Source organism: Streptomyces sp. BA2, from assembly GCF_009769735.1.
Classification (GTDB): domain Bacteria; phylum Actinomycetota; class Actinomycetes; order Streptomycetales; family Streptomycetaceae; genus Streptomyces.
In genome coordinates, this window is the sequence record NZ_WSRO01000002.1 from 8,182,862 (window position 1) to 8,199,127 (window position 16,266).

14 protein-coding genes and 1 pseudogene are annotated in these 16,266 nt (G+C 68.6%); 6 read left to right on the forward strand and 9 right to left on the reverse strand.

What is annotated here, in order from left to right; translation table 11 throughout:
* Positions 1–433: 433 nt before the first annotated feature.
* The 4 genes from E5671_RS39245 to E5671_RS39260 all read right to left on the reverse strand — a co-directional run bounded on the left by E5671_RS39245 (position 434) and on the right by E5671_RS39260 (position 4,620).
* Entirely contained in the window at positions 434–1,462 is a 1,029-nt protein-coding gene (locus tag E5671_RS39245) for a LacI family DNA-binding transcriptional regulator (RefSeq protein ID WP_160508983.1), read from the reverse strand.
* A gap of 75 nt (positions 1,463–1,537) precedes the next feature.
* Entirely contained in the window at positions 1,538–2,374 is an 837-nt protein-coding gene (locus tag E5671_RS39250) for an ATP-binding cassette domain-containing protein (protein WP_160508984.1), read from the reverse strand.
* The gene (locus tag E5671_RS39255; protein WP_160508985.1) at positions 2,371–3,384 is read right to left on the reverse strand and encodes an ABC transporter permease; all 1,014 of its coding nucleotides are present in this window, start codon (positions 3,382–3,384) and stop codon (positions 2,371–2,373) included. Before E5671_RS39255 ends, E5671_RS39250 begins: the two co-directional genes overlap by 4 nt.
* 213 nt (positions 3,385–3,597) lie before the next feature.
* Positions 3,598–4,620 (reverse strand): sugar ABC transporter substrate-binding protein, encoded by a 1,023-nt coding sequence (locus E5671_RS39260; RefSeq protein ID WP_160508986.1) that lies wholly within the window; start codon positions 4,618–4,620, stop codon positions 3,598–3,600.
* Positions 4,621–4,909: 289 nt separating this feature from the next.
* Between E5671_RS39260 and E5671_RS39265 the strand changes: the two genes are divergently transcribed.
* From E5671_RS39265 to E5671_RS39275, 3 genes are all read left to right on the forward strand, one after another.
* Positions 4,910–5,884, forward strand: coding sequence for a carbohydrate kinase family protein (locus E5671_RS39265; protein ID WP_160508987.1), 975 nt, complete (start codon positions 4,910–4,912; stop codon positions 5,882–5,884).
* 201 nt (positions 5,885–6,085) lie between these two features.
* The gene (locus E5671_RS39270) at positions 6,086–8,647 is read left to right on the forward strand and encodes a GH32 C-terminal domain-containing protein (RefSeq protein ID WP_160508988.1); all 2,562 of its coding nucleotides are present in this window, start codon (positions 6,086–6,088) and stop codon (positions 8,645–8,647) included.
* Between the two features lie 38 nt (positions 8,648–8,685).
* Entirely contained in the window at positions 8,686–8,979 is a 294-nt protein-coding gene (locus E5671_RS39275) for a putative quinol monooxygenase (protein WP_160508989.1), read from the forward strand.
* Positions 8,980–9,518: 539 nt separating this feature from the next.
* Here E5671_RS39275 and E5671_RS39280 read toward each other — a convergent pair.
* The 5 genes from E5671_RS39280 to E5671_RS39300 all read right to left on the reverse strand — a co-directional run bounded on the left by E5671_RS39280 (position 9,519) and on the right by E5671_RS39300 (position 13,012).
* Complete coding sequence (locus tag E5671_RS39280) at positions 9,519–9,734, reverse strand: GH32 C-terminal domain-containing protein (protein WP_160508990.1); 216 nt, start codon at positions 9,732–9,734, stop codon at positions 9,519–9,521.
* 254 nt (positions 9,735–9,988) lie between these two features.
* The gene (locus E5671_RS39285; RefSeq protein ID WP_160508991.1) at positions 9,989–10,909 is read right to left on the reverse strand and encodes a PDR/VanB family oxidoreductase; all 921 of its coding nucleotides are present in this window, start codon (positions 10,907–10,909) and stop codon (positions 9,989–9,991) included.
* Positions 10,906–11,094 carry a hypothetical protein gene (locus E5671_RS39290; RefSeq protein ID WP_160508992.1) on the reverse strand — a complete coding sequence of 63 codons (189 nt, stop codon included), beginning with the start codon at positions 11,092–11,094 and terminating at the stop codon, positions 10,906–10,908. The genes E5671_RS39285 and E5671_RS39290 overlap by 4 nt, the downstream gene beginning before the upstream one ends.
* The gene (locus tag E5671_RS39295) at positions 11,091–12,149 is read right to left on the reverse strand and encodes an aromatic ring-hydroxylating dioxygenase subunit alpha (protein WP_160508993.1); all 1,059 of its coding nucleotides are present in this window, start codon (positions 12,147–12,149) and stop codon (positions 11,091–11,093) included. The genes E5671_RS39290 and E5671_RS39295 overlap by 4 nt, the downstream gene beginning before the upstream one ends.
* A gap of 95 nt (positions 12,150–12,244) precedes the next feature.
* Positions 12,245–13,012 carry an IclR family transcriptional regulator gene (locus tag E5671_RS39300; RefSeq protein ID WP_160508994.1) on the reverse strand — a complete coding sequence of 256 codons (768 nt, stop codon included), beginning with the start codon at positions 13,010–13,012 and terminating at the stop codon, positions 12,245–12,247.
* Between the two features lie 224 nt (positions 13,013–13,236).
* Here E5671_RS39300 and E5671_RS47535 point away from each other — a divergent pair.
* From E5671_RS47535 to E5671_RS39315, 3 genes and pseudogenes are all read left to right on the forward strand, one after another.
* Positions 13,237–13,578 (forward strand): annotated as a pseudogene (locus E5671_RS47535) (endo-1,4-beta-xylanase); the annotation flags it as partial.
* 198 nt (positions 13,579–13,776) lie between these two features.
* Positions 13,777–14,835, forward strand: coding sequence for a LacI family DNA-binding transcriptional regulator (locus E5671_RS39310; protein WP_336606083.1), 1,059 nt, complete (start codon positions 13,777–13,779; stop codon positions 14,833–14,835).
* Between the two features lie 127 nt (positions 14,836–14,962).
* Positions 14,963–16,261, forward strand: a complete 1,299-nt coding sequence (locus E5671_RS39315; protein WP_160508995.1) for an extracellular solute-binding protein — start codon at positions 14,963–14,965, stop codon at positions 16,259–16,261.
* Positions 16,262–16,266 lie beyond the last annotated feature (5 nt).

Consider the following 16,266-nt stretch of genomic DNA (forward strand, 5'->3'; position numbering starts at 1 on the left):
AACTCCCCAATAACTAAAGCGAGTTGGCGGGTATGCGGATACTGGACAGAATACGGTGGCGGAGGAGAAGGAGCGCTGCCGCGGCACCTGCCAATGGCGTATCCGGCGCTTGTTCGGGTCACGTTCGAGGAGCGCCGGTCACCTTTGGTCTGACGGCCACGGAGTGGTTCCGGCTGAAGCCGCATCCGCGCCCCAGCCCGTACCGGCCGTTCTCGGCTCGTCGGCCATGGTCGACGTCTTCGGTCAGAAGCCGTGGGGTGCACGACGAGATCCGGCACTTCCGTGCCCGCTTCCCGGATGCGGTATCTGTCGCGACCCGAATCTGGCAATCCTTGCCCTGCGAGGACGAGGATTCACGCAGTGGCGACGCTGTTCCCGCATGGTTGTGCCCCCGTGCTGGTCTCCGTCAACGGAAAGCTCGCCAGGGCGACGTTCAGCTGCGGGCCGCCGCCACGGACTGCTCGCCCGATCCGCGGACGATCAATCGGGTGGGAACGGTGACGGTGCGAGCACGGGACCGGTCGCCGTCGAGCCGGGCCAGGGCCGTCACGGCTGCTGTTCTGCCGATCTCTTCGGGGTCCTGGGCGACGACGGTCAGGGCCGGTTCGAGGGCATCAGCCAGCGATACGTCGTCGAAGGCGACGACCGCCACGTGTTTGCGTCCGCTCCGGGCGAGTTCAGCGACGATCCCCAGCGCCATGATGTTGTTGCCTGCGAACAGGGCCGTGGGCGGTTCGGCCCGGTCGAGCAATTGTCCGGCCGCCGCTTCGGCCCCTCGCTGGTCGTGGGCGTTGACGACGAGCGAGCGGTCGTAGGGGATATCGGCTTCCTGCAGGGCCGAGCGGTAGCCCGCCAGACGTTCACGGCGGGTGTAGAGCTTGGCGGGAAGGTCACCGATGAAGCCGATGCGCCGGTGGCCGTGGGCGATGAGATGGGCGACGCCGCCGTGAGCGCCCGTGCGGTTGGAGCTGACGACGCTGTCCGTGGCCAGGCCTGCCCCCGGGCGGTCGATGAAGACGATCGGCAGGCCCGTCGCACGGTGGGTCTTCAGGTGGGCGTGGCCGGCGCCGACCGACGGCACGACCATCAGAACGCTGACGCGGCGGGCGAGGAACTTGTCTGTCAGCGCGCGCTCGCGGTCGGGGTCGTCCGCGGAGGAGCCCATGAGAAGCGTCAGGCCGCGGTCTCGGACGGTGTCCTCGATGCTTCTGGCGACGGCTCCGAAGAAGGGGTTGGCGAGGTCGGGGATGACAAGGCCGACAGTGGTGTCGGGTCCGCCGACTCGGATGTTGCGGGCCATCAGGTTCGGCTGGAAGCCGAGTTTGGTGACGGCGGCGAGTACCTGTTCCCTGGTCTGTGCCGAGGCGGGGCCGTCCGCGTTGAGGACACGGGAGACGGTCTTGGCGCTGACGCCCACTTCACGGGCGACGTCTGCCAGGGTCGGGCGGCGGTTCGCTGCCATGGAGAAGATGGCCCCCTTGCGCGTCGGTTCCGGCCGCGGCCTCGGCCGGAACCTGTGAGCGTTTTAGTTGTCCGGTCAGTTGGCCTGGACTCCCGCGGCCTTTGCCGCCTCGGAATCCGCTACGACAGTATCCCCGGACGCGTCGAGTGTGAGCGCGCCGGTCATGATGGCGACGACCTCCGCCATGGAGTAGTCGGCGGGCTTGATCACCGCTGCGCGCCGGCCAAGGCGGTGGACGTGGATCCGGTCGGCGATCTCGAAGACGTGCGGCATGTTGTGGCTGATCAGGACCACCGGCATGCCCTTGTCCCGAACGCGGCGGATGAGGTCGAGGACTTGGCCGGACTCCTTGACGCCGAGGGCCGCGGTGGGTTCGTCCATGACGACGACGCTGCTGGCCCAGGCGACGGAACGGGCGACAGCGACAGCCTGCCGCTGTCCGCCTGAGAGAGTCTCGACCGACTGCGTGAGCGAGCGCAGACCGATCTTCAGGTCGGCCATGTGCTCGGCGGCTTCCTGGCGCATGCGCTTCTTGTCCAGCATCCGGAAGACACTGCCGAGGACGCCGGGGCGGCGCAGCTCGCGCCCGAGGAACATGTTCGAGGCGATGTCCATGGAGGCGGCAACGGCGAGGTCCTGATAGACCGTCTCGATGCCGTGGGCGCGTGCGCTCTGCGGGCCGGAGAAGGCGATGGGCTCGCCGTTGAGGCGTATCTCGCCCGCGTCGGGAATCACCGCGCCGGTGAGCGCCTTGATCAGGCTGGTCTTGCCGGCACCGTTGTCGCCGATGACGGCGAGCACCTCGCCGGGCATCAGGTCGAAGTCGGCGCCGTCGATCGCGGTGACCTGGCCGTAGCGCTTGACCAGACCACGGGCCTGCAGCACGGGGACGGGGGAGGAGGCGGCGGTCATCGGGTCTTCTTCCGGGAGATCTGGTCGACGGTCACCGCGAGGATCACCAGGACCCCGGTGATCAGCGTCTGGTATGTGGAGGCGACGCCCATCAGCTGCAGGCCGTTGCGGAACACACCGACGATGAGGACGCCGATGAACGTGCCCAGGACCGATCCGCGTCCGCCGAAGAGGCTGGTGCCGCCGAGGACCACAGCGGTGATGCTGTCGAGGTTGTCGGTCTGGCCGGCCTGCGGATCGCCCACTCCGGTGCGGGAGATGAGCAGCAGGGCTGCGATGCCGTAAAGGAGGCCTGCCACGGTGTAGATGCCGATGGTCAGACGGGAGGTGCGGATGCCGTTCAGGCGCGCCGCTTCCTGGCTGTTGCCCCGGGCGTACACGTGCCGGCCCCAACTGGTGCTGCTCAGCGCATACGCGAGGAAGAGGAACAGGGCGATGGTGAGCAGGGAGCCGTAGGTGATGTCGGTGTTGCCGAGCGGGAAGGTCTGCCCGAGGGCAGTCAGCGGCCCGGGCAGGCTGCTGATCGTCTGCTCCTCGGAGTAGATGTGGGTCAGCGCGAACGCCACGTTGAGCATGCCGAGGGTGACGATGAACGGCGGCAGCGGGATCTTTTGCACCAACAGCCCGTTGAGCAGCCCGAATCCGCCGCAGACGGCTATGCCGAGCGCGATGGCGAGGAGCGGGGGCAGGGAACCCTCGGCGGCCATTTTGGCGATCACGATGCTGCCGAACGCCATCACGGCACCGCACGACAGGTCGATGCCCGCCGTGAGGATGATCAGGGTCTGGCCGATGGCGAGGGTGCCGACGACCATCACCTGCTGCACGATCAGTGAGAAGTTCCCGCCGGTGAGGAACTGGTCGTTCGAGGAGGAGAAGAAGGCACAGGCCAGGAGGAGGGCGACCAGGGGGCCGGTGGTCGGTGCCGTGAGCAGTCTGCGGCCCGTGGTCGGCGCTTTGAGCCCGGCGTACGGCGCGGACGTGTCCGGAGGTGTGGTCGTGGCTGTCATGCGAAGTCCTTGTCGGAAGACAGAGGTCGTTGTCCGTCCTGGTCGGAGGGACTGGAGGACGAGCGGGAGGCGCCCGTCCCGGTCAGGGAGGAAGGGGCGGCCGCCCCGATGAGGGGAGAGGCGGACCCGATGAGGGGAGAGGCGGACCCAAGGAGGGGAGAGGCGGAGTCGACGAGGGCGGAGGCGGAGAGTCGTACGACCTTGGGGTCGGGCTCAGCCCCAGCAGCTCTTCAGGCCGAACGAGGTGTCCTTGGACGCGACCTTGGCCTGCGCCTTGTCGGTGATCAGGTTGATGCCCGTGTCGGTGTAACCGGACGCCTTCTTGCCGTTCTTGGCGTACGTCACGACCGCTTCGACGCCCTGGGCGGCCATCTTCAGCGGGTACTGCTGGGACGTGGCGGCGATCTTGCCGTCCTTGACCGCCCGGGTGCCGGTGCAGCCGCCGTCGACGGAGACGATCAGGACGTCCTTCTCCCGGCCCTTCGCCTTGAGCGCCGTGTACGCGCCCAGCGCGGCCGGTTCGTTGATGGTGTAGACGAGGTTGATGTCCGGGTCCTTCTGGAGACAGTTCTCCATCGCGGTCTGGCCCTTGGCCTGGTCGCCGCCGGTGTCCTGCGAGCAGACGATCGACTTGTCCTTGGCGCCGATGCCGAAGCCCTGCAGGAATCCGTTGTGCCGTTGCACGCCCACGGAGACGCCCGGTGCGAGGTCGAGGGTGGCTATCTTCGCCGTCTTGCCCTTCATGGCGGCCTTGGAGTACTGGCCGATCCGCTTGCCGGCGTCGAGGTTGTCGGTGGCGAAGAGGGCGTCGACGGCGCTCTGCGGCTCGGTCGGGGTGTCCAGGGCGATGACCAGGACGCCCTTGGCGCGGGCCTTCGCGATCGCGGGCACGATGGCCTTGGAGTCGCTCGGGGTGATCAGGATGCCCTTCACGCCGGAGGCGACCATGTTCTCGATGGCGGTGACCTGCCCGGCGTTGTCGCCGTCGAACTTGCCTGCGGCAGTGGACAGTTGGGCGCCGTTGTCCTTGGCGGCCTTCTCCGCGCCCTCCTTCATCTTCACGAAGAACGGGTTGGTGTCCGTCTTGGTGATCAGGCCGACCTTGACTTTGCCTGAACCGGCGCTGGTGGAACTCGATCCGGAGCCGGATCCGCAGGCCGTCAGGGTGAGGGCCGCCACGCCCGTGAGGGCGGCGACTCGGAGGAGGGAGGAGGGCAGACGAGTGGTGCGAGGCATGGTCGACTCCTGTGGGATGGCGAGCGGCACGGGGTTGGAGGTCAGGCATGCCGCCGGAGTGTCATCGTTGACTTATGTCATCGTTGACACTTCATGGCGAGGATGATGGACTCCGCCTCCGGGAAACGTCAATGCCTTGCACCCGTCACAAATCGGCAAACTCCCGCAGTCGCCCCTCACTTGCAGTGCTCGACGGGCGCTCAACGACGTCTGCTTCGCCCACGCATCCGTCTGCTTCGCCCACGCATCCGTCCGCTTCGCCCACACGTCCGTCAGAGAAGAGCAGTCCATGAGCCCGCGTCAGATCACCGTCCTTGGAGAGTGCGTCGCGGACGCGTTCACCGAACCCGCAAGCACTCCCAATGAACTCGCCCTGCGTGTACTACCGGGCGGCGGACCTGCGAATACGGCGGTTTCGCTGGCCCGACTCGGCACTCCGGCCCGCTTCCTCGCGCGCCTGTCCGGCGATGTGTTCGGCCGCTTGTTCCGTGCCCGCCTGGAGGCATCGGGGGTGGACTTGTCGAGCTCCGTCCCGGCCGCCGAACCCAGCACGCTCGCCGTGGCGGAGCTGGACGCCCAGGGGCAGGCCGCGTTCTCCTTCCACGCGCAGAACACGGCCGACTGGCAGTGGACGGCCGAGGAGCTGGCCCGGGTTGATCTGTCCGATACCGCCTGCGTGCACACCGGCTCCCTGGCCTTGGTCCAGGAGCCCGGCGCGGCAGCGGTCGAGGGCTTCCTGGCGGCTGCGGCCACCCGGGCGACCATCAGCATCGACCCCAATGTCCGGCCACTGCTCGTACAACCCGACGTCTATCGTGCCCGGTTGGCGCACTGGTGCGCCCTCGCCGATGTGCTGCGGCTGAGCGAGGACGACTTGGAGCTGCTGCTGCCGGGCATCCCGCCCGCGCAGGCATGCGACATCTGGCATGCGGCCGGTGCCCGGCTCGTCGTGATCACACTCGGCGCAGACGGCGCCTTGGCCTCACTCGACGGTGAACGGGTGAAGGTGCCCGCCGTGCGGACAAGTGTGGTGGACACCGTCGGGGCGGGGGACTCCTTCACGGCAGGGCTGCTGCACCACCTTGGCACCCGCGGACTTCTCGGTGGCCGGCTGCCGGAACTTGGCCTCGACGACGTCGCGGAAGCGTGCGTCTTCGCCGCTCGGACAGCGGCCCTGACCTGCTCGGTCGCCGGTCCCAACCCGCCGTGGCAGAGCCAGTTGGCGAGTCAGTTGGAGCAGCTCGCCACAGCAGAGCGCGCCTGACGCACCGACGGATCGCGGAGCACGACATCGCGGCCGGACCGTTGACGCGGCGGCCGGACTGCGTCCATCATCGCCCCACTCGATGTCATCGATGACACAAGTCAACGATGACGCCCCTTCTCGGTTGGTCCGCCCCGGGCATCATGCACCGCTGTGTGGCGAATGCACCGCTGTGTGGACGACCGCAGCACAGGAGACACCATGAGCTCTGGACGAGTACCCCGGCATGCCCGAATCCGGATGATCGCGGCGGTGGCAACCGTCTGTGCCCTGACCGCAGCCCCGTTGGCCCCCCAGGCCGTGGCTGCCGACACCTCGCCGTACTCCGAGACCTACCGGCCCCAGTTCCACTTCACCCCGAAGAAGAACTGGATGAACGACCCCAACGGCCTCGTGTACTACAAGGGCGAGTACCACCTCTTCTACCAGTACAACCCCAACGGCAACTCGTGGGGCGACATGTCCTGGGGCCACACGGTGAGCAAGGACCTCGTACGCTGGAAGGAACTTCCGCTCGCCCTGTCGCACGACGACAAGGAAGCGGTGTTCTCCGGCAGCGCGGTCGTCGACTGGAACAACACGACCGGGTTCGGCACCAAGAAGAACCCGCCCATGGTGGCGATCTACACCAGCGCCTACAAGGACACGGGCATACAGGCGCAGTCGCTCGCCTACAGCACCGACCGTGGCCGCACCTGGACCAAGTACAAGGGCAATCCCGTCATCGACCTCGGCTCCAAGGAGTTCCGCGACCCCAAGGTCCAGTGGCACGCGCCGACCAAGAGCTGGCTGATGACGGTATCGCTGTCCACCGAGCACAAGGTGCAGTTCTACTCGTCCAAGAACCTCAAGGACTGGAAGCTGCTCAGCGACTTCGGGCCGGCCGGCGCGACGGGCGGAGTGTGGGAGTGCCCCGACCTGTTCCCCCTCCCGGTCGACGGCGACAAGAAGAGAACCAAGTGGGTGCTGGTCGTCAACATCAACCCCGGCGGCATCGCCGGAGGTTCGGCCGCTCAGTACTTCGTCGGCGACTTCGACGGCAAGAAGTTCACCGCCGACGACAAGGGCACGTACACCCCGCCGGCCGGCACGGTGACGCAGGACTTCGAGGGCACGGACTTCGGCAAGTGGACCACCACCGGCACCGCGTTCGGCGACAAACCGGCCGCCGGGGCGGTGGCAGGACAGGGGAAGGTCACCGGCTACGACGGCACGGGCCTCGCCAACAGCTTCCACGGCGGTGACGGCGCCACCGGCATCCTCACCTCGCCCGAGTTCACCGTCGACAGCAAGTACCTGAACTTCAAGGTCGGCGGCGGACGGCACCCGCACAAACCCGGCACGGTCCTCGAGCAGGGAGACCCGCCCACGGGTACGGTCCTCGCCGACTTCGAAGGCGGCAGCTACGGCGACTGGACGACGACCGGCGACGCCTTCGGCTCGGCACCGGCCACCGGCACCCTCCCCAACCAGCAGGAAGTCTCCGGATTCCTGGGCGGCGGCCTGGTCAACACCTTCCGTGACGGCGACTCCACCACAGGCACACTCACCTCACCCGAATTCACCATCGACAAGGACTACGTCAACTTCCTCGTCGGCGGCGGAAACCACCCGGCCGGCTCCGAGAACCCCACCGCCGTCGAACTCCTCATCGACGGCCAAGTGGTGCACAGCGCGACCGGAAAGGACGCCGAGGCGCTCAACTGGGCTTCCTGGGACGTCAAAGACCTCGTCGGCAAGAAGGCGCGGATCAGGATCGTCGACGACCACACCGGCGGCTGGGGTCACCTCAACGTCGACCACATCATGCTCTCCGACACCAAGGCCCGGCCCCTCTCCCAGGAAACATCCGTCAACCTGGTCGTCGACGGCAAGGTCGTGCAAAGCGCCACCGGCTCCCACAGCGAGACCTTGGACTGGGCCTCCTTCGACATGCGCCCCTACACGGGCAAGGAGGCGCGGATCCAACTCGTCGACATGAATACCGCCGGCATGGGCCACCTCCTGGCCGACCGGTTCACCACCGCCGACGCCCCCGCCAAGTCCGTTGTGCAGCGCGCCGACTGGGCCGACTACGGCAAGGACTACTACGCGGCGGTGTCCTGGGAGAACGCGCCGGGCGACAAGCGTCACATGATCGGCTGGATGAACAACTGGGAGTACGGCGGCTCCATCCCCACCTCTCCCTGGCGCGGCGCGCAGAGCGTCCCCCGGCAGATGGCCCTGCGTACCGTCAACGGCCGAATCCAGCTGACCAGCGAGCCGGTCGACAGCCTGGCGTCGCTGCGGCAGGAGCGCCCGGCGAAGGCGGACGACGTCACCCTCAAGAGCACCTCGAAGCCCCTGACCGGTCCCGCGGCCAAGGGCAGGGCACTCGACATCGAGGCGACCTTCTCCCTCAAGGACGCCGAACGCTTCGGCCTGAAGGTACGCACCGGCGCCGACGGCGAGGAGACCGTCATCGGCTACGACACCACGACGCAGGAGCTGTACGTCGACCGGACCAACTCCGGTGCCGTGGAATTCAGCGACGCCTTCCCCGGAGTCCAGAGAGCACCCCTGAAGGCCAAGAACGGCAAGGTGAAGCTGCGGATCCTCGTCGATTGGTCGTCCGTCGAGGTCTTCGGCGGGAGCGGCGAGGCAGTGATCACCGACCAGATCTTCCCCGACCCCGACAGCCAGGGCGTCCAGGTCTTCGCCGAGAACGGGTCGGTGAAGCTGGACCGGGCCCGCGTCTGGCACCTCAACTCGTACCGCGACTGACCCCGACCGTCTTCGACCACGAAGGATGACACCACACAATGAACAAGACCCTGCTCGCCGAGTTCACCGCCCGCGACGGTGCAAAGGACGAGGTCGCCCGCCTGCTCCTTGACTACGCCAAGAAGGTGCGCGAGGAGGAAGGCAACCTCGCCTTTGACATCTACACCAAGGCGTCAAGCCCGCGTGCCTACTGGATCTTCGAGATGTACCGGGACGAGGACGCCTTCCAGGAGCATCTGAAGGCCCCGTACGGTGGCCCGTTCAACACCGCACTCGCCCCGCTGATCGAGGAGGACGCCTCGGTGCTGACCTTCCTCGATCCGGTGACCTGAACGGCACTTGGCCCCGGTGACCTGACGCCGGCCGGGCCCGCCATCGGGGGCCCGGCCCTGGCCGTGCCGTGCCGTGCCGTGCCGTGCCGTGCAAACGTGGTGACGAGATCGCGTGCCCCACATACTGCGGCCGACTATCTCGAAGCGGGCGGGCTCTGAGCACCAGGTCGTGATCATCCCCAGGCGGACCTCCGGCCCGCCGTACGCGCTCAGGGACAGTTCCCAAACCGCTCCGTCCCCGGGGTGGTACGCGGCCACAAGGGAGGCCGGCACGTCGATGGCGAAGCGGCCGTCCTGGTCCCTTCTCCCGAGGAGCCGGCCCGTAAGCCGGGTCGCGTGATCGTCGACGTCGACTGTCGTGACCTCCGCGTGCCCGGGCCTGAACCAGGCGCGCAGGGCCAGCCCCCCCCGCTCGGGGTCGCGTACGGGATCCAGGTCTTGTTGCCATCCCGCCACGAAGCTTGCAGGGGTGCCGGTTCCAGGAGGTGGCGAGTTCGCGTATGCCTCGATCATCGAGCGGTCGAGGAACACGTCGAGGGTCAGGTGCCGTCTGAGAGTCTGCGCGGGCCCTTGTGGATGCCGAAGTTGGGCTCGGCGCTGGAGTTGTTCCCGGATCTTGATCGGTCGACGCCCAGCTGTCCTGCGGGAGCGTCGTAGAACAGGCGGGTTCGTTCTTCGTCTCCGGGGCTGCGGAGTACGTCGAGTCCGAAGGTATCGGCGGTGCCTCGTTCCATGGTCAGCTTGATGTGGACCATGTTGCCCAACCGAATCTCTGAGCTTGCTGCCAAGTTCGGCAGGCAGGGGATCGGCCCGTAGGGGGCCCAGCGGCGCTGTACTTCCGCGTATGGCGTCGTACGGCCGTCAACCGGGCTTCAGAACTACGAACCAGAATTATGCACTTGACTGGGGGCAAGGGGGCGCAGGTTCGGGTGGCCCCTACTTCGTGTTTGGGAGCGACTTTTTTGGGGGCCGGCGGCGCGTACCGTACTCGGATTCCGGCCCGTGCCCGTCAAAGGTCCAGCGTGAGCCGGCCCTCCTTCGCCCGTGACACGCACACCATGAGCGTGTCGTCGCAGGCCCGCTCCTGTGCGGTGAGCACGTTGTCGCGGTGGTCGACTTTTCCGGCCAGTACGTCCGTCTCGCAGGTGCCGCAGGTGCCTTCTGTGCAGGAGTAGAGAACCTCCACCCCGGCCCTCCGCAACGTGGCGAGGATTGACTCGTCGGCCGGGACCGTCAACGTACGGCCGGAGCGGGCCAGTTCGACCTCGAAGGGTGTGTTCCCGGCGGTGTCGGTGTCGGCCTGTGTCGGGGTGAAGCGTTCTGTGCGCAGGGCCTCGGGTGGCACCAGGGCCTCGACGGCGGCGAGCAGGGGTTCCGGGCCGCAGGCGTAGACGAGTTCACCTGGCCGTAGGCCGGCCAGGAACTCCGGCAGGTCGAGCGGTCCCTCGCAGAGCCGGATCCTGTCGGCGGGATGGCTGGTCGCCAACTCCTCGGTGAACGCCATTGATTGGCGCGAGCGGGCGCCGTAGTACAACGACCATTCGCCGGCTGCGGCATGCAGCATCGGCAGGATCGGGGTGATGCCGATGCCGCCCGCCACGAACCGGTACGAGGGCGCCGGTTCGAGCCGGAAGTGGTTGCGCGGCCCCCGGGCACGCACCCGGCTGCCGGGCCCCAGCTCACCGTGTACATGGGCGGACCCACCGCGGCTCTCCTGCTCCCGCAGCACGGCGATCCGCCAGGCGCGGGCGTCGCCGCCGCACAGTGAGTACTGCCGCTCAAGGTCCTCGGACAGGACGAGGTCGACATGGGCGCCCGGCTCCCAGGCCGGCAGCGGCGCGCCGTCGGGGCGGCTCAGGAACAGGGATACGACGTCGGCGGTTTCCTGGCGGCGTTCGGTGACGACGAGGTCGACGAGCAACTCGCTCATGAGGTGCGGTCCTCCTCCGTGACAGCGGGGTGGCTGGAGTGGTCGGAGTGGTGGTCGGGGTGGGCGAGCATCCATTCCCACATGGCGACCGGGTCCTGGCACGCGTGGCGCGCGCCGCAGTGGCAGGAGCCGTCGAGGAGATCGGTGCCGGGGAGCCACTCGACGCGGAAGATGTCGTCGCTCATCCCGCGGCCAGCTTGGCGAGGATGCGGCGGGCGGCCAGACCTCCGGTGTCGATGTTGATGCTGAGCTCCTGGTAGGCGGCGGGCTCGGTGTCCAGAGAGCGCTGCAGCAGGTTGAGCGCGTCCACGTCCTGCATGACGACCGTGTGGTTGAAGTCCCGCAGGAAGTCGGTCACTTCGTGGTCGTCGACGGCGAAGTTCCGGGAGACCGCCCAGAAGTCGTAGACCTTGCCGGGTGCCGACGGCGTGATGGCGTACGTGATCTCCGTACGGAACACCGGCGATTCAGCCCCGGACGATTCAGCCCCGGACGGATCGACCCCGGACGGATCTGCCCCGGACGGGCTGATGCGGCTGTGCAGCAGGTACAGGCAGGGCGCGTGGTACTCGATGTCCTGCAACCGTTGGATGCGGCCCTCGATCCCGGTGGAGCGGGCGTAGAAGGGCGGGCACTCGGCGTCGGCCATGTGCCGTGAGACCCGTACGATCCCGGCGGTCTCGTCGACCTCGGTGGTGATCGGTGTCTCGGCGACCTCCGGGGTGCCGATGTAGCCGCCGTGCAGATACGTCTCGTGGGAGAGGTCCATCAGGTTGTCGACCAGGAGGCCGTAGTCGGCGTCGATCGGTTCCATCCCCCGCACTGTCACCCAGCCGTCCTCGGCCAGGTGCGGGGCCCGGGGGATCCTGTCGGCGTCGGCGAGTTCCGGGTCACCGATCCACACCCACACCATGGCGTCGACCTCGGCGACGGGGTACGAACTCACCCGCGCCGTACGCGGAACGCGTTTCTGCCCCGGCACGTACACGCACGTCCCGGTCGTGTCGTAGGTGAACCCGTGGTATCCGCACACGACCTGGTCACCGTCGAGACCGCCGGCCGAGAGCGGGTAGCGGCGGTGCACGCAGCGGTCGGCGAGGACGACCGGTTCCCCCGCCTGCGTGCGGTAGAGGGCGAGTGGTTCGCCGAGGACGGTACGGCCGAGGAGTTCGCGGCCGACCTCGGAGGACCAAGCGGCGACGTACCACTGGTCGCGGGCGAAAGCGGTGTGATCGGTCATGGCAGGCGTCCCTCCTGTCACTGCGCGCAGCACCGTCGCTCCGCGTCGTGGAACAGAGTCGTGACCTGGGGCACACCCTCACAACGCGACTTCCGTCAGGCGGAAGCCGGGGACTCGGGAGAGACGGGTTGCCAGCCCAGGGCACGCGAGATGCCGCGTCCGGCCAGCTGGACCGCCGGAATCAGCGCGGGTGTCCGCGCCCCCGTCACCGGTACGACGACCGAGACCGCGGCGACCACGTCCCCGCGTGGTCCGCGCACCGGTGCCGCCACCGACAGCGCGTCGTCGGTGATCTGGCGGTCGCTCACCGCGACCCCGCCGCGCCGCACATCGGCGAGTATCCGCCGCAGTTGGTTCGGGTCGGTCACCGTGTACGGCGTGAAAGCGGCCAGGGCGTCGGTGGGGTACCGGGCCTGGAGGTCGAGGCCCCCGTGGGCGAGCAGGACGAGTCCGACTCCGGTGGCGTGAAGGGGCCAGCGCGCGCCGACCTGCGAGTGCACGCCCACCGCGGAACGTCCGGAAAGCCGCTCGATGTAGACGACCTCCAGGCCGTCGCGCACGGCGAGATGGACGTTCTCGTGCGTGGCCTCGTACAGGTCCTCCAGGAAGGGCAGCGCCGCTTGCCGCAGTCCGAGGCCGCGCGGGGCGAGCGCGGCGATCTCCCACAGGCGCAGCCCCACGTGATACAGCCCGGCGTCGTCCCGTTCCAGGGCGCCCCACCGCGTCAGCGCGCCGACGAGCCGGTGCGCGGTGGCCAGCGGCAGGTCGGCGCGGTGGGCGAGTTGAGTGAGGGTCAGGGCGGGATGTGCCTGGTCGAAGGCGCCCAGGACGTCGAGGAGACGGTCGGTGGCGGAACGGTTCATCGGACGACCCTGTCGGAGCGGGGAGCGGGGAGCGGGGAGCGGGGGCCGCAGGCCGGTGGCCTGGCCGGGCTGGGCGCCGGCGGGTTGAGCCGACCGCCGCGCAGTCCACAGTGAGCCGGCCCGTCCGACATCCCTCGTGCCGCAGGACGAGCGGCGTCAGTCGGTCGAGCAGCGGGGCGAAGACCAGATGGAGTGGACACAGCGACATCCTGAGATCGTGCCCGATGGCGGCCTCCGCCACCGGGCCGGCCCTCACGCCCGGCAAGGTCGCGGGCCACTACACGGGCAAGGTCGACTCGTGGGAGGTGGTCAACGAGGCGTTCGAGTGGGACGGCAGCCGGCGCCAGTCCAACCTCCAGTAGCAGCTCGGCGACGGATGGATCGAGGACGCCTTTCGCACCGCACGAGCGGCCGACCCCAAGGCCAAGCTCTGCTACAACGACTACGAGCTCGACGTCGGCGGCTCCGGAGCGGCACAGGCCAACGTGTACCGGCAGGTCACTCAGGCGTGCGTGGCCGTCGCCCGGTGCAACGGCATCACCGTGTGGGGCGTCACCGACAAGTACCCCTGGGCGGCGGTCCTCGCGGCGCTGAAGCAGGCCGGCACCGCCCCGGCCCGCGAGGCACCGCCCCGCCCCGGGAGGCGGCGCCAACTCGCCTGGCTGGGCACAGGGCTTGACCGGCGCACGGTCGACAGCATGTCCTACGGTTTCCGGAAGGCATCCGGAGGTCTTTCGGATGGCGAGTCGACGGAGGTGAGGGACGTGGCCGGGGAAGGCGCTCAGCGCAAGGCGACCACGCGGAGCCCGGACGGGCCGGCCAAGGTGACGATCACCGAGATCGCGCGGGAGGCCGGGGTCTCGGTCCCGACCGTCTCGCGGGTCGTCAACGGACGATCCGACGTGTCGCCGGCCACCCGCGCCCGGGTGGAGGATCTGCTGCACCGGCACCGCTACCAGCGCCGCCCGCCTGCGCCCGGCGACCGCGCGGCCCTGCTCGACCTGGTCTTCAACGACCTGGACAGCCCCTGGGCCGTGGAGATCATCCGCGGCGTCGAGGAGGTCGCGCACGAGGCCGAGGTGGGCACCGTGGTCTCCGCGATCCACGACAGGGCGGGCGCCGCACGGCAGTGGATGACCAATCTGCGGGCCCGCGCCTCCGACGGCGTCATCCTGGTCACCTCCGTCCTCGAACCCGGTCTCCACGACGAACTGCGGCGCCTGGGCGTGCCGTTGGTGGTGATCGACCCGGCAGGCTCGCCCGCGACCGAGGCGCCGACGGTCGGCGCCACCAACTGGGCGGGCGGGATGGCGGCGACCGAGCACCTGCTGGGCCTCGGGCACCGGCGGATCGGGTTCATAGAGGGCCCGCCCCGGCTGCTGTGCTCGCGGGCCAGGCTCGACGGGTACCGGGCCGCGCTCGACGTGGCGGGCGTGCCGGTCGACGACGAACTGATCGTGCCCGGCGACTTCTACCACGCGTCCGGGTTCACCGGCTGCAACCAGCTCCTTGACCTCGCCGACCCGCCCACTGCCGTCTTCGCGTCCAGCGACCAGATGGCGCTCGGCGCGATCGAGGCGCTGCGCCGGCGCGGTCTGCGGGTGCCCGAGGACATGAGCGTCGTCGGCTTCGACGACCTGCCGGAGGTGCGCTGGAGCGCGCCGCCGCTCACCACGGTCCGCCAACCCCTGTCCGACATGGGCAAGTTGGCGGCCCGTGCTGTTCTCGACCTCGCGCGCTCCGTCGCACCCGCGTCGCCGCGCGTCGAGTTGGCCACGGAACTCGTGGTCAGGGCCAGTACGGCGGCCCCGCGCGACCTGTAGCGCGTCGGGCACCCGGACGGGGGTGTCAACGTCCCTTTTTGTTAAGGGCGTTGACACCCCCGTCTTGTGTCCGTAACTTCCGTGGCCATCTACCGATAGTTTTCGGATCGCTTCCGGAAGGTGTGCCATGTCAGCCTCCGATCTCTCCCGCCGACGCCTCCTCGGCGCCGCCTCCGCCGCCGGTCTCGGGGCTGCCGCACTCACCGCGTGCGGTGGCTCCGACTCCGGTGGCGGGAAGGACAGTTCCGGCCGGACCGTCGTCGAATGGTGGAACATCCAGACCACGGAGCCGTCGAAGACTGTCTGGCCGGAGCGGGCGAAGGCGTTCGAGGTCAAGAACCCCGATGTGCGCATCAAGCTCGTCACGCTGGAGAACGACGCCTACAAGTCCAAGATGACGGCACTGACCAGCTCCGGAAAACTTCCGGACATCTACCACACCTGGGGCGGCGGTGTTCTGCGGCAGCAGATCGACGCGGGCCTCGTCGAGGACCTCACCTTGTCCGTCGAGCCTCTGGCCGCCACGCTCGTGCCCGCGTCGGTCAAGGCCTACCAGTTCGACAGCAAGACGTACGCTGTGCCGTTCGACATCGGTGCCGTGGGCTTCTGGTACAACAAGGCGCTCTTCAAGAAGGCCGGTATCGACGCCCTGCCCACCACCTGGGACGGCTATCTCGACACCGTCCAGAAGCTGAAGAGCGCCGGCATCACGCCCATCGCCCTCGCGGGCAAGGAAAAGTGGCCCGGCATGTACTTCTGGGCGTATCTGTCGATGCGGATCGCCGGGGTCGACGGCATGCAGAAGGCCGCCGACGCCAAGGACTTCACCGGCGACGACTTCGTCAAGGCGGGCGAGCACCTCAAGGAGCTGGTCGCGCTGGAGCCGTTCCAGAAGGGCTTCCTCGGCGCCGCCTACTCCACCCCCAACGGCGAGGCCGCCACCATGGGCAACGGCAAGGCCGCCATGGAGCTGATGGGGCAGTGGGCGCCCGTCGTGCAGGCCGACGCGGGCAAGGGCATCGGCAAGGACCTCGGCTTCTTCGGCTTCCCCTCGGTGGCCGGCGGCAAGGGAGCCCGCACGGACGTGTTCGGCGGAGGCGGCGGCTACGCGGTCCGCAAGGGCGCGCCGAAGGCGGCCGTCGACTTCCTGAAGTTCTTCATGACCGCCGAGTCCGACCGCATCCTCGTCTCCAAGGCCAACACGATCCCGGTCGTCAAGGACGCCACCAGCGCCCTGACCGACCCCAACCTCAAGGCCGTCTCCGGCATGCTCGGCAAGTCCACCGGGTTCCAGCTCTACCTCGACCAGGCCTACCCGCCGGCCGTCGGCCAGGAGGTCAACGACTCCGTCGCCGCGCTCATCGCCGGATCCAAGTCGCCCGAGCAGGTGGCCCGTTCGGTGACCCAGGTCGCCAAGAGCCAGTAAGAGAC